The following is a 14879-nucleotide window of genomic DNA, read 5'->3' as shown; positions in this document are numbered from 1 at the left end:
CACCTTAAGTGAACGGCATTATGCTATTGCGTCCCTTTTTATTTATAAGGAGAAGGTGCATCATTGTATGACGACCGCTTAACGCCACGCTTCATGCCTCTATTTATCGCTCTATCAATGCGATTTCTATCAACCTTTCCCGCAATTTACTTATATTTAACACGGTTATTCTAAAAGCATATCGCATAATCCAATAACATGTTATTAACGCGCCTTGTCGTTTGTTTTCTGCCCTTTTATACCTTGTTGGATATTTTTTATTCAAAGGAGCTGAAAGTGAACATCCCCCTACCCATTCTAAAAAAAGCCACCCTTACCACCGCCCTCACACTTTTATTCGGTGCCAGTTCTGCCAGTGCTATGCCTCCCCCGCTGTATGAGTACTTTCAAGGGCAACACGGCAACTTCGAGCAAACCAGTGGCAAGGTTGTCGCAACTTACATTGCAAACTGGGGCAATCCAGACAATATTGATAACGTCAATGGCGATAACCTCACGCATATTCTGTACGCCTTCCTTGATATTTGTGGTCCTAATGAGCGGCCAACCATGGCGGAGATTTGTGCTAACAAACCCGATTACACACTGGCTGAGAATGCGACCTCTATTGATAAAACCTTTGCGGCCAAATTTGCTGAGCTCAAAGCAAAATACCCGCATGTCAAAGTTCTGCCGTCTGTCGGTGGCTGGGGTGGTGAGGGGCCTTTCGCGCCAATGGCGATGAATCCTGAAAATCGCCAGTTTTTCGTGAACGCCGTTGTGGAGTACGTTAAGCAAAACCCAAGCTTCGATGGTATCGATATTGACTGGGAATGGCCTCGTGATACCGCAGAAGGTGATGCCTATGCTGACTTAATGATCGACCTGCGCGCAGGGTTAGATGCACTGTCAAAAGAAACCGGCCGGGACTATTTGGTGACCTCTGCCATTGCAACCGCAGAAAGTTATGTCAGCAAAGTGGATTACCAACGGGCCGAACCGGCCATGGATCTCATCTTCCTGATGACTTATGACTTCTATGGGGGTTGGTCAATGAACAACGTCGGCCACCACACCTCACTACAACCTCATGAAGCAAACCTTGCCAATGGCTACGGGTACGGCGGTGCTGTTGCGGTACAGAACATGCTCAACATTGGCATGCCGGCTGAAAAACTGGTGTTAGGGGTCGCGAAATATGCCCGAGGCTGGGACGGCGTCACACCAAGCAACCTCGGCACACCATTAGGTGGCACGGCAACCGGTAAGTTCCCCAAACCCGTACAGCCGTGGGATGAAGCAGGTGTTGCCACATACTCTCGTGTAATTACTGACATCATCGGCCCGGAAGGTATGGGGATTGATGGCTTTGAAGTCCGTTATGACCCTAGTTGTGACTGCCATTATGCATGGCGTGAAAGCGACGGTGCCCTTGTCGGTTTTGACCACCCGAGAGATGTAGAGAACAAAGCTCGTTTTGCCGTTAGCAATAAACTGGCCGGCGTCTTCTCATGGGAATACGGTCAGGATAATGGGGATATTCTCAATGCCATGAACTACGGCGTCGATAACTACAATCATGATTTTGATACCGGCCCCGATGCTTGGAACGCAGAGAAAGTGTATCAAAAAGGTGACTATGTCAGTTTCAACCATGAAATCTACATGGCGCAATGGTGGACGAAAGGGGAAGAACCGGGTAATCCTTATGGGCCTTGGTTACTTCAAGATTTACCAATGGATATGGAATGGTCAGCCGATAAAGTCTATCAAGTCGGCGATCTCGTTTATTACAACGGTGAAACATATCAAGCTAAATGGTGGACGCTAAACGACGTACCGGGTGACGAATTCGGTCCATGGAGTCTATTTCTTCCTCTGCCGGCCAGATAAGACACGATAAGCAGAAATGAAACGGTGATAAAGCGGCATACTGATATGCCGCTTTTGTTATAAATTTGGTCAGTACTCACTGCGCTTGAAACTGCTCTCGTAGCCAATGCCGCAAGGTCAACACCCCTTCATCCTTCAGCTTTTCTTTGGCACAAATCCAATAAAACGCCTGATGGGGGTTAAGCACCGCTTCGCCTACCTGCACCAACATGCCATGTTTAATATCATCTTTGACAAATTGCTGATGAGTAATAAGCACACCTAAGCGCCGAATTGCCGCCTGTACAGCATGAATGGAGGCATGAAAAGACAGGTTCTTCTGCTGCTTCGGCACCGCCACGCCGTGCGCCTGACACCACACTTCCCAGTCTTTTTGACGCCGAGGGTGCGTCGCAAAAATTGCCGGATATTGGGCTAACAAAGCCGTCGGCAAAAAAGCTTTATCTTGCTGAGTGTCATCTTGAATCACACCCCGCTCGTCATCAGAAACCGTATTCTTCAGCCCTTCTAACAAGTGGGGGCTACAAACCATGATCAGGGCGTCATCACCCAATTTTTCACAATAATCCCCCTGCCATTCATCCGGCAAACCATGCAATAACGCGACATCCACTCCTTCGAGATCCAAATCGAACACACCCAAAATATTGGAAATACGCACATCAATATGCGGCGCGTAAGCCTGAAATTCCGCCACATTAGGGATCCACCAATGCAACGCCAAAGAGTGCACCATATTGACGGTCAATCGGTGGCTATGGGTTTGACGGGCTATCGACTCACTCGCTTCCACAATTTGTGTCAGTGCGGGCGCCACTTTACGGTAATACTTTCGCCCTTGGGCATTCAGCTCCACCCGCCGCCCAACACGACGAAATAGCACCACACCCAATTGCGTTTCCAGCGACTTAATAGCCTGACTAACCGCCGAATGACTGACACTCAGATGCTGAGCCGCCTCACTCATGCTGCCCAATTCTGCTACCGCCACAAAGGCATAAATCGACTTTAACGGAACTCGCTTTCTCATCCTTGATCATCTGTCAGTTTTTCTTACAGGTTTCGTTAATATTACTCGCTTTTTTATCAACAGCAATCTCACTACACTGAGCTCGACTTTTCAGTACACGTGCCAAGTTGTCTGTGCCTTGCTCTGAGGCTCTTTCAAAGAAATTCAAAGACGTTATGTCACCTGCTTTTTTTAAATAGCTTTTACATGGCTTCTTTTACATAGGCACTCTCATATAGGAACACCCATGCCCAGCGATCTGCGAGCCGTTATTTTCATGCTTATCTCCACCTTCAGCCTCTCTCTCAATGGCTTAATGGGGAAAGTACTCAGCCAAAGTTTTAGCACCGATGTGCTCGGCTTCCTGCGCTTTTTTCTGCCTGCACTCATCATGTTAGGCATACTGGCCTATCAAGGTTGGGCCTTCCCGACCCGCGACACAGCGCGCCCTATTATTATTCGTGCGTTATGTGTAGTGGGCAGCCAAATGTGTTTCCTCTATGCATTAACCACGTTAACACTGGTCGAAAGTGTCGTGTTGTTTAGCACTGGTCCTCTGTTCATCCCTGTTTTAGAAAAACTGTTATATCGTACGCCCCTTAAAGGCATTACTCTGTTCTGCTTAGGGATGACCTTTTGCGGTGTGATCTTACAAGCGGGCGGAACCGGCGACATAGCGATGCGTCCCGAGTTACTGACCGGACTCGCGGCCGGATTGTTCAATGCCTTGTCTCAGGTCACCTTGTTCAAAGGGGCTAAATCTGGCCTGCCGCCGGCGGCCGTTAATGGTTGGTGTTTCCTGCTCGCGGCACTCATCATTGCACCGTTTGCCAGTCTCACTGTTTCTCAACAAGGAGACCTCATGTTACCCGATGCGCCACTCACTACGGCAGCCATTATCACCGGCGTCACGGTGCTTGCGCTCAGCATAGCCAGCACGCAAATGTTTCGTGTAATGGCCTATAAACTGGCCCATTCTGGTTCGCAATTATCCCCGCTGATCTTCACCAATTTGGTATTCGCCTTTATCTGGCAAATCAGCTTTTTCAACGATACCCTCAGCCAAACCAAAATCTTGGGTATCGGATTGATTGTACTGGCGACGCTGATCAATACCTTTGTGCCCCGCTGGCAGGCAAAACAAACGCAGCGTATGGCGTAATTTACTTTCAGTCTTGAACCAATTAACAGACATAAAAAAACGGGTTTCCGAAGAAACCCGTTTAATAGCGTTAACAAAGAAAGTTAAGGTAGGCGATCGACCTTTAATGGATCCTGTTCTGGTGCAGGTAGCTTCAATTTAGACAACATTGATAGTGCCTTACCTGAAATAGCGCCAGAATATGTCTTCGTACCGTCAGCACTGGTTGAACTCACCTCTCCAACATTCCATGTAATGAAAAAGTCTCTTAGGTTGTAACCTGACACATATGAACTACATACCATTAGCAGATCACCACCTGATAATCCCGTTTCTGAAGAAGAACAATAGTTGATGCCTGTATCACCTTGCACATCACCACGTGCTTTACGGTGCATCAGCTTAAACATATTCCAACCTTCATCAGCACTGTAGATACTCGGCTTCTTCGCACCATCGGTGTACCAATTATCGATCTGGAACTTTGACTCCGCCCAAATCTTCAACTGGCCGAACATCACTAAACGCATACCTGCATCACCATGAGCCCAAGCATGACCGCTATTACTGCTTAACCAACGTGGCGCTTTCTGAATATCCGTACGAATACGATCCATTTCTGGATTGGCGTTACGTCCTTCAAGTTCCTGCATGTAAAGCGCAAGCAGGTTATTGGTCACTTCTGTTGACCCACCAACACTGAATGGTGCCGCCGCCAAGTTGTGACCCACTTCATGCCATAGCAACCAATCATCCACTGCATAAGTCGGGATGCTATTACGTTCAGCATCAAACGCACTGCTCATCACCGGATAACCGGAGTGTGCAGCACCAATCGAGATCTGCTTGTCGTTCACGAAACGGTGGCGGAACTCATTTAATCCCTCATAAGTAAAGCGACGGTGCGCACCACTGGCTGTGACTTCATCACGCCCATAAAAGTCACTCGCAGCATCAGCAAAGCGGTTCATTTCTTGGCTGAACTTAGCCAAATCAGCCGTTTTCACGTTATTAATCGCCGTGGTATAGATGAATGTTCCCGTATCGACTTCAGCAATCGGTGCTGTGGCTGATTCAGGTGTATGTTTCCATGCTCCATCTTTCCACCATGCTGCACGCTCAACGCCAGTAAAATTAAAGGTCACTTGCGTATTGCCACCTTCGACTTTCGCATGTGGCTTCACCGTGATCAAACCACCATATGGCACTTTGAACGAAGTAGAACTACCGTCATGAGCAAAGCTCATCTGCATACGCGGCGGACGATTCAAACGTGTTTCATGCTGCGGTTTCCCCGTCAAGTCATCGGCCATCATCACCGTGATCGTCGCTCTTACGCCACCAGTTACTGTCACCTCTTGTAGCTGAGGTGCCCAGAAACCGGTTGACTGATTATTGCCTGCCGAGAAAGTTACTGCATTACCTGCTGTTTCAACCACCGCAGAGCCTGCTGAACCCGAACCCGTTGCACGCCCAGGATATTCAGTGGTGTCCACCACAATATCATGATCCCAGAACGAACGGCCTAGCATGATTCGCGTTAACGGTTTTTCCATGTAGTTCAACGGGTAGCTTGGGTTCATGTGCCCTACCAGCTCTCCTTCACCATGGATCATACCATTCGCGACCAACGTATTTCGCAAATCAACCGGACACTCTGTTCCACCTTTATGCTCGTTATTGGTGTAACAGTTGAGCATATTCACAACCGTTTCAAAACCTAATTCATCTTGCACTTCAGGATTGAAATAGTACTGGTTATCATTCCACAGCCATACGGACAAATTGTCATAAGTCTGGTTCAGCTCAACGGTTGATAGACGCGTCCCTTGCTTACCTTTGGTTCGGTAATAAATCTCATGCTCCAGCAACGCTGTGACGTTTGTACCAAGGTTAGCGGCTTTCACCATACTGGTAACCACATCTGGGCTCATTTCATAACGATCAAAGTCAGCACGCCAGTAGTTACCACGAACGACGACACCGTCCCCTTTACGGACTTCGATACAGTTAAATTCGTATTCATAACTGTGCGTACACACTGGCGTTCCTGGGAATGCAGCTTGAAGCTCTTTGATTTTTGCTAGCTTATCCGTTTCACTTTTTACAAAGTGATGCGCATATTTACTGTCAATAACCTGCTGGCCATTGGCATCAAGAACTGGCTGGCCTTCTTCATCCACACGCGGTAAATCATACTTTGGAATTTCCAACTTAGTCATGGTTGCAGGCGGATTCCATTGCACTACACCTTTACCATCTTCCCCTTCTACCACCGTAAACGGCGGCTTACCATCGGCATCAGGGAAGCGCTCCAGTACTACCAAGTCATACTGACTTTTCACATGCATGTTCGGATACATCGTCTGACAATAGTAAGACGAACCACAGAATGCCTGATTCGTTGGTGTCACATTGCTTCCACCCAACGATACGCCCACCGCATCCGCTAAACGGCCAATAGGTTCAGGGTTGGTTGCACCGTCGATCGCATCCATGAACAAGACGTTACCGCCTTCATTGATGTACTGAATCAATGCCGTAATATCGTCTTGAGTCAGGTTCGGATTGTCCAAATCAGCGATATAACGCACGGACATACCATCACCCAATGTCTTAGGAGTATACGCCTGCAGAATCAAGATCGGCGTATCCGTTGGTGAAATACCGGTAAAACCGCCTTTACTTAATTTTCTGACCTGATGGAATCCATATTCTGGACTAATAAAGAAATCATATTGGCGGCCATGAGACACATTAGTTTGCGCTGCTGCAGCCTGTTCAATGTTTGTCGCTACAGCAAATGTCCCTTCAGCCATTTGAGGCGCAAACCAGGCAAACATGTTGGCAAAGAAGCGCTTCATGCTGCCATAATCATTGCGCTTATCACGTGACAAATCATCCGTAGTCGTACATGTCTGCTCAGCACTATCGATTCGCAGTTCGCCATTCGCCCAGTAGTTTTCCGGACATGACAAAATACTTGGGTACATGCTATTACCCATGAAGACCACTTTGCCTTTACCTAAAAGGCCCGCCGTCACAAAGGGGAAGCCATACGTCGCATTGTCTTTTGATACGGTTGGAATCTCCGTCATCTCAATGCCAGGGAACATCGCCAAATATGGCTTACCCTCACGTGTCCATGCTTGCTTTTCGCCAAATGGCAATTCACGGTTGATATCCGCTCGCGGCATCATGACAGGAAATGCATCGTTAGACATGTTTAACGCACGCATACCGCGAGTGTAACCCGTTGCGTTGTAGAAGCTGCTATTGTCATTGAATACATGGAAGCTATTCACACCATCAAAGATAGCCTTTAATGAGTTGGTTACATACGCACCATCCTCAAGTTTAAATACGCTTCTCGCTTGACGAATATAGCTTGATGCATTGCGCAATTCTGCATCAATAATCGCCGTTAAGCCTTGTTCGAACTGAGCTTCAAACTCATCCGGTAACAAAAACTCGGTGCCCGCTAAAATACCACCATTTGGTAAGTTCAAATTAATCAATTCATTGATCACGTTTGGATACAGTGCGAACGTCTGCTTGACTTTATCACTTACCTCAATCGCATAACCTTTATCTGTTGCATAACGTGCTAATAAAGATTGAATATTCGCTTTTTTAACAGGATTTTTTGTAACATCAGATAACTGATAATCTATTTGATTACCTGTAATAGTTCCAAATTCAAAAGTATCGATACCCAAGGAGATTTTATCGCCCCAAAGGTATTCAAATTCACCGTATTCATTGGTCACACCCACTGCATTAGGCGAAAAATAACTGATACCACTTAATGGTTTACCATTATCATCCTTTAAGATGCTAATCGTTAAAACTTTTGACTCAGCACTTGGTTTATAAGCTAAACTTTCTTCCGCAGTTGACGATACAAATTTACCATCTAAGTTATTGCTAGTACCAGGTGTTACCACTGGAACAATACTGTTGTCGACATGAGAACTTGGTGCTTTATCAACTTTATCAGTATCTTTTTCTTGTAATGAATTGAGATACTCATTAACAGCATCTTCATCGTTAGTTATATCATCATCACTTAACTTTTGATAAACCAATGAAATATCAGCACTATCGAACTCATTCAAGCAAATTCCATCTGATTCAGCACAAGCGTTAATCGTTTGAAGTACTTTTGTTATATGTTCATTATCAAGATCAAAAGAATGTACAATCTCTTCTGCTTGAACTTTCTCTGGCGCATCAACAGTGGGAGCCATCAAATTCTTTAACGTGATCGAACCATAATTACATGTAAAATCGATACCTTCAGAGACGAAAAAAACGCCATCGTCTAATTGATCTCCATTACATGTCACATCACCAGTAATTAGTTTACCAGATGCAGTTAGTGAACTTTTAAAAACTTGCTTTCCCGGTAGATTAGGATTATTAAACCCATTATCCTCTAAGCAACTACCATCTGGACAATCTGCAGTTGGAATATATACAAATATATTTACATTTGTTGATGATGAAAGTACACCATCTGAGGCTGTCACTGAAAATTGATATTCTCCCTCATCACCCATTGCTGGATTGGAAAAAAGAAAACCATCATCAGATATAGTTACCCACTTAGGATTCCCACTTAATGTATAAGTTATTGGGTTATCTTCATTATCGATAGCGATAACTTGGGTACCATTCACTTTACCCGCATTCAAAGATAGAGTGCTAATTAGCTCAATTGTTGGAGCAGAATTGACAACACTTAGTGATGCGTAAGCTTTCACTTTTTGTTTGCCATCGGAGACTTCTATGACGAAAGAATAATCGCCATCATCAATAACATCAGGTGTTAAAGTTATTAGACCTTCATTATCTATCACCATCCAACTCGGTGACTCTTTCAACTTGAAGCTGACTTTATCACCATCCTCATCAGAAACGAGTACTTGAATATAACTTGTCTTCCCAGCAGGAATCAGCGTGTCAGAAATAGACTCAATCACAGGTGCATGATTGTTTGCCTCCGGTACAACCGGCACTTCTGGCCCCATCGGATGGTTATGCTCATCCTTACAACCCGCGAGGGCTAAGGTGACTAACGTCGTAAGTAATAATTTTTTATGCATATTGAGCGTTTCATTATATTTATGAGTAAATAGGCTTAAAGTGATGAAAAACACATCTCATGCGTTTCAATCTCGCGTCACTTCAAGCCCTAAAAAACGGGTTATATAAGTTATATAATCGCAGTATACATGCGAACAAACGGCATAAAAATCAGACGATAACCACCACAAAGAAGCTATTAGAGCATCAATCATGCTTATAAAATATCCGTCAACACTTTTACTATGCCATGTCAGATATTCGACACCCAATAGCAAAAAATACCTCTCAAAATCATACCTTTAGTTTGTAGGAATTTTCCCACACCCACTTATGCCAATAATTCGACAGCTTTCGATTTAAATTCATTATTAACACCATGAAAATTGATCATAATAGTGTGCAAATATCGCAATAAAATGCTCTCTAACACACGCGCTATGTGTCCCTGCAATGACACAAAATACAGTGTGCCGATTGCATTTCTGATCAAAGCCGCTCAGAGTAGGGTCATGTGAACTGTGTGTTGACATTCACGCTCAACAAAAACGCTCAACAATAGATGATGACCCATGAAACGTATCACCCTATTCACCCAGAAAAACTGCCCGCACTGTAAAGATGCCGAACGCTACATGACGGAAAAAGGCTACCCATTCCGCCGTGTGGATGTGGCTTCCCCTAGCGGTCGCAAAGAATTTAACCAAACCGGTGCGCGTTCGGTGCCGGTTCTGAAAGTCGGGGATCGCGTATTGATTGGCTGGAATATGAAGCAATTTGAAAATCAGCTACGCGCGAAAGACTGACTCGGCACGGTTCGTATACGGCGAGTACATAAACAACGTGTACTAAAGTGACGAGAACAAAAAAGCGGCCTCAAGGGTTACCCCTGAGGCCGCTTTCTGTTTAAAGCTATTTCTGTTTACAGACTAACGGGTGATTCAGCTTTCACTACAGGCTATCAAAAACGTACGCGGAATGTTTTAGCCTGACACGGACGCAGCTCACCGAAGAGACATGCTGTCGTGTTCTGCTCGTCCAGCGCCACTTCATCCATGCGCGTTTCCACCCACTCAGTAACAGGTTGGCTAAAGGCCATACCATCGGTCAACGTGGTGGTTTCAGATGGATTGTACACACGTAGAATCAAGGCATTTTCATCTTCGGCTTTTTTCAGCACACTCAGTACCGCACCGGTCATGTCTTTGTTCAGCAGTGAATACGTTAACGGCAGATCCTGCTTACCCACGTTCAGCTTCATCGCGTTGTACGGGATCTTGTTGTAGCAAACAATCGGCGTCACGTTGTCACGCGCTTCAGCCATGATGTTGGCATCAATGTGGTTGCCCGCAAAACCAAACAGGGTGAAGTGACACACCAACTTGCCACGTACCTGTGAATCTGGCGTTGGGATCTTGATGCCTGAAGGACGCCCCGGACGCAGCAACAGGTTCTCTTTACCCAGAACCCCGATACCACGGAATAGGGTCAGTGCCAGCGTGTCTTTCTTGTCGCCGTCCTGTGACGCAATCACTTCAAACTCGCGCAAGCCGTTCGACATGATCGCCATACCTGCTTGACTATTTTCCAGCGCTGCAAAGTTCATCAGCTGGTAAACCGGCACGGGTGCTTCTTTCCAGCCCTCGGCTTCCCAGTTAGTCATTTCGCTGTCATCGACTGAACGGGTGATCAAACCAAACTGGTTATCGGCCACCACCGTTTCAGGGGTAAATGGCGTTGGGATCAACACTCGTAAGCGGTGATCGTCGGCTTGGTTATCCAGCTCCATGCGTACTTCAATGCGGCGCGTACCGGCTTTCAGTACCACCTGACACTGCACGTCAACGTAACCATCTTGGTTACTGCGGGTTTCACGGGCTGCCAAGTTGTCTGGCACCGCCATACGCAGTGCAATGTTAGCCACTGACTGGAAGCCTTCTTCGATGATTTCCGTTGTTGCGGCAAATTCATCCGAGTACAGCAACCATTCCTGACGTGATGGCGAGTAGTCGTACTCGTCGCCGTCGTCAGAGCCATCTTCCAAACGCAGTACCTGATCAAACGTCTGCTCAGTCTCTTTATCAAAGATGCTCAGCGTGCCGTTCGCATTCACAGTAATACGGTAATATTCGTTTTCCATGCACTCTGCGGTGGTAGCTGGCGCTTTCACTGCGCCGTCACGGTTGCCTTCAATGTGCAGGGTGGTGAAGCCCATTGCCGGTACTGGGTGCTTGATCTGAATATCAAACTCCATGAACGGATCGTAGTTACCGTAATGCACAATTTGACGGTCCACTTTACCCGGGTCAATTTCACGTTTGTCCTGAATAAAGTATTCCACTGGGTTGCCGTGCTCATCAAACAGCGAGAAGCTCTGCGCACGAATGGTAATGGTGGTGTTGACCACATCTTCACGGGCATACGGAGACAAATTGAACAGCGCTAATTTATCGCAGCCTTCGCGTGCAGGCATGTGATCGACAATTTTACGCTTGTAGAAGTTGATCAGGTTGGTCGCCATGTCATCCGCCAGAATGTAGCGGCTAAGGATCTCGGCGTGCACTTTGTCTGAACAACAACAGCCGATAGAATCGTGAGCATGGTTTTTCATGCTCTCTTTCCACATTTTCTCAATCAGACCGTGGTGGTATTCAAAGCCCAGTGTCCACGCAATGGCCGCCAATGGCTCAAGAATATTGACGATCTTGTTTTCCACTTCGGCGTGGATCAGTTTGATGTCCATACGCGTTGAAGAAATGGTACGGTGAACACGCATGTATTTACCGTCATTGAATTCGCCTTTTACCGTGTCTAGCTGATCGCGAACGGCTTCGATGCGCTCAAACACTTCTTCGTAGCGGCTCATCAGGAACTCGCGATCCGGGTAGATCTCGCGCAGCGTATCCATTACCTCAAAGATATTGTTCTGGATCGGCATCTGGTCGTGACCGTTTGGCAATAAGATGTCTTTGGTCACTGACGGTTTTTCTAGTACCGGGAAGTATTTGTCCAAACGGTCACGTAAGCCCGCTTCGTCTTCCGGCAGGTATTTACCGATCGCGTAACCCAATGGCAGCACCTGTGCGATGACTTCACTGCCATCGTTACTTTGCCAGATAAACTCGGTTTTATCGGTGCCGTGACGCTCTGAACAACCACGCCAGAACATGGCGCGATCAATACCAAAGCCGTTATAAATCATTGGCAACTGTGAGCTCATCGAGAAAGAATCTGGCAGGTAACCAATCTTCATTGGCTCACCAAAGTTCAAACAATCACGCATGCCGTACAGCATATTACGCACGATAGATTCACCGGAAACCTGCATGGTGTCAGTTTGTGAATACCATGGGCCGATGATCAGTTTTCCAGCCTGCACCTGCGCACGCACGCGCTCGGTGTTTTCGGGTTTGATGGCGAAGTAGTCTTCCAGTACAGCGGTTTGGCCATCCAACACATAGAATTTGTAATCCGGATCTGACTCAAGACGAGCCAATATTTCTTCCATGTTATTCACGAGCAGAATGCGTGACTCTTCCGTCGTGAAATACCATTCACGGTCCCAGTGCATGTGTGGAGTAATATGAACGCGAGATGTAGCCATAATCTTTTTACCTGAATTTTGCTTTATGGTCGGGCGCACGGTGTGTGCACCCGACAAGAGTGTGTCGCCGGAGAAGTTATTGCCCTCCGGCGGTGTAAATACTGTGACGTGACATTGAGCTTTTACGTGCCTAACGGTGTACTGATATTGCTAGGCACACTGCACGGTTGGATTACGCGTCAGCGGTCACTTTAAAGGTGCCCTTTTTTGCTGCATGGGCCCGCCAGCCAATCAACATCACGGTAGAAATTGCCGCGCCAATCAACGCTGCGCCCAACCAGATACCGGCTGCCATGAAGCTACCAATGCCTGCATCGTGCAGAAGGAACATAGAGAAGATCCCCGCCCCTGGTGTAGACAGGCCAATACCTGCCGCACCCACGATGGCACCCGTCACGACAGAGCCTGCCAAGAACGAGCCGATAACGCGGATAGGATCTTCAATCGCCATTGGGATGGCACCTTCGGTGATACCTGCTAAGCCCAATAGCCACGTGGATTTACCGGTTTCAATTTCAAAGTCTTTAAACAAACGTGGCGCCAACATGGTGGATGCCGTTACCGTGAAGGCCGATACCATTTTGACTGAGCCGAAAATCGCATACGGACCGTACACACCGTTTGCCATCGCGCCCAAACAGAACGCATACGCCGCTTTGTTCACCGGGCCACCAAGGTCAAATGACACAAACAGGCCGATGATGGCGCCCAATAGCAAGGCGTTAGAGCCAGATAAACCGTTTAGCCAGTCCGTCAAACCTTGGTTTAGCATCGCCACTGGCTTACCAATGACAAACAGCATCAAGCTGCCCACCACCAAGGTGCCAATCACCGGGTAGAGGTAGAACGTCAAAAAGCCGTTGAAGGCAGGACTAAGACGCACGTTCTCTTTCACCCAGCGCATCACGTAACCGGCAATCAAACCGCCCACGACGCCGCCAAGGAAGCCCGAACCAATCATGTTCGCCGCTAAGCCCGCTGCAAAACCTGGCCCTAACGCCGGTTTATCAGCCAACGAGTACGCGGTGTAGGCCGCCAGTACCGGTACCATCAAGGTGCCCAGCAAACCGCCACCCAGTTTTCGGTACATGTTCAGCCATGAACCGTCTTGTGCGTACAAGTCTTGCAGATCAAAAATTTGGGCCAGCAAGACCGCCACAGCCAGTACCGTACCGCCTGCCACAATCAATGGCACCGCAAACGAAATACCGCTCAACAAGGCTTGTTTCAGCTCTGTCTTCAACGGCACTTTTTTCGGTTTGTCTTCCGTAGCCACCGCCGCTTCACTTCTGCCGCGTTTTGACGCTTCCATCGCATCATTCAAAATGCGCTCTGCGTGACGAATCGGCTCAGCGACTGGGGTTTCAACACGAGGAATACCGTTGAAGCGTTCGATTTCTTTAATCGCGACTTCTGCTGCAAATACCACGGCCACTGCGTTATTGAGTTGTTCGGCCGTTAAACGCCCTTCAATCCCGTTTGCGCCTTGCTTTTCCACATGGACATTAATGCCCATTTTCTTACCGGCTTTTTCCAGGTATTCCGCCGCCATATAGGTATGCGCGATCCCCGCCGGACACGCCGTCACACAGACAATCGTCGGTGCATCGGCTAAATTTGTATTACCATTATCTGGTTTGGCTTCTGACTCCGCATTGCCATCCAGCAGCGCCATCAGCTCCTCTGCCGTTTGTGCATTCAGTACCGCTTCACGCACATCATCGTCCACCAGCGTGGTTGTCAGTTCAGTCAGCAAATGCATGTGGGTGGAACCCGCTTCTGCATTCGGAATGGCGATCAAAAAGACCAGATTGACGTCTTCATCTTCGTCTTCATCAATCCCTTTCCACTTCAAGTCTTGCTTTAATGTCGCCACGGCAAAACCGGCCTCTTTCACCGCATCCGTTTTACCGTGAGGAACCGCCAAACCTTCACCTAATGCGGTTGGGCCTTGCTCTTCGCGGGCAAACACGGCGTCTAGGTAGGCTTGCTTATCGTGCAATTTGCCTTGCTGGTCGAGTTTCTCCGCCAGCGCATGGATTGCTGCTTCACGACTGTCAAACGTCGTGTTGATAGCAATCAACGACTTGTGGGTAAGGGTCGTCAGTTTCATCGTCATCCTCTGTACCGTCATCCTGATGGGCGTGGGTCGCCCTTAGTTGTAT

7 protein-coding genes are annotated in these 14879 nt (G+C 47.4%); 3 read left to right on the top strand and 4 right to left on the bottom strand.

All coding sequences use genetic code 11. The features are described 5' to 3' along the window. Positions 1-276: 276 nt before the first annotated feature. On the top strand, positions 277-1872 hold the full coding sequence (locus ABT58_RS20735) for a glycosyl hydrolase family 18 protein (protein ID WP_053063156.1): 1596 nt from the start codon (positions 277-279) through the stop codon (positions 1870-1872). A 76-nt stretch (positions 1873-1948) separates the two neighbouring features. Here ABT58_RS20735 and ABT58_RS20730 read toward each other — a convergent pair whose 3' ends face one another. Beyond that, positions 1949-2902 carry a LysR family transcriptional regulator gene (locus ABT58_RS20730; RefSeq protein ID WP_047876352.1) on the bottom strand — a complete coding sequence of 318 codons (954 nt, stop codon included), beginning with the start codon at positions 2900-2902 and terminating at the stop codon, positions 1949-1951. Between the two features lie 226 nt (positions 2903-3128). Between ABT58_RS20730 and ABT58_RS20725 the strand changes: the two genes are divergently transcribed. Beyond that, complete coding sequence (locus ABT58_RS20725) at positions 3129-4043, top strand: DMT family transporter (protein WP_047876351.1); 915 nt, start codon at positions 3129-3131, stop codon at positions 4041-4043. 83 nt (positions 4044-4126) lie between these two features. Here the strand turns inward: ABT58_RS20725 and ABT58_RS20720 are convergent, their stop codons facing one another. After that, complete coding sequence (locus ABT58_RS20720) at positions 4127-9184, bottom strand: SslE/AcfD family lipoprotein zinc metalloprotease (RefSeq protein ID WP_229821798.1); 5058 nt, start codon at positions 9182-9184, stop codon at positions 4127-4129. 498 nt (positions 9185-9682) lie between these two features. On the opposite strand from ABT58_RS20720, the gene ABT58_RS20715 reads away from it, so the two are divergent. Then, entirely contained in the window at positions 9683-9916 is a 234-nt protein-coding gene (locus ABT58_RS20715) for a glutaredoxin family protein (RefSeq protein ID WP_047876350.1), read from the top strand. 155 nt (positions 9917-10071) lie between these two features. On the opposite strand, the gene mngB is transcribed toward ABT58_RS20715, so the two are convergent. Together mngB and mngA are read right to left on the bottom strand one after the other, a co-directional pair. Further along, positions 10072-12714, bottom strand: coding sequence for a mannosylglycerate hydrolase (gene mngB / locus ABT58_RS20710; protein ID WP_047876349.1), 2643 nt, complete (start codon positions 12712-12714; stop codon positions 10072-10074). Between the two features lie 172 nt (positions 12715-12886). Then, complete coding sequence (gene mngA / locus ABT58_RS20705; RefSeq protein ID WP_047876356.1) at positions 12887-14827, bottom strand: PTS 2-O-a-mannosyl-D-glycerate transporter subunit IIABC; 1941 nt, start codon at positions 14825-14827, stop codon at positions 12887-12889. Between the last annotated feature and the right edge of the window lie 52 nt (positions 14828-14879).

This window comes from Photobacterium aphoticum, from assembly GCF_001029435.1.
GTDB lineage: Bacteria > Pseudomonadota > Gammaproteobacteria > Enterobacterales > Vibrionaceae > Photobacterium > Photobacterium aphoticum.
Note: the sequence above shows the minus strand (reverse complement) of the source record. Positions and strands in the feature narration are given on the sequence as shown.

What these genes read in the sequence shown, in the direction of transcription:
- ABT58_RS20730 (WP_047876352.1), bottom strand. Translation starts at nt 2,902, where the DNA reads ATGAGAAAGCGAGTTCCGTTAAAGTCGATTTATGCCTTTGTGGCGGTA.
- ABT58_RS20715 (WP_047876350.1), top strand. Translation starts at nt 9,683, where the DNA reads ATGAAACGTATCACCCTATTCACCCAGAAAAACTGCCCGCACTGTAAA.
- mngA (WP_047876356.1), bottom strand. Translation starts at nt 14,827, where the DNA reads ATGAAACTGACGACCCTTACCCACAAGTCGTTGATTGCTATCAACACG.
- mngB (WP_047876349.1), bottom strand. Translation starts at nt 12,714, where the DNA reads ATGGCTACATCTCGCGTTCATATTACTCCACACATGCACTGGGACCGT.
- ABT58_RS20725 (WP_047876351.1), top strand. Translation starts at nt 3,129, where the DNA reads ATGCCCAGCGATCTGCGAGCCGTTATTTTCATGCTTATCTCCACCTTC.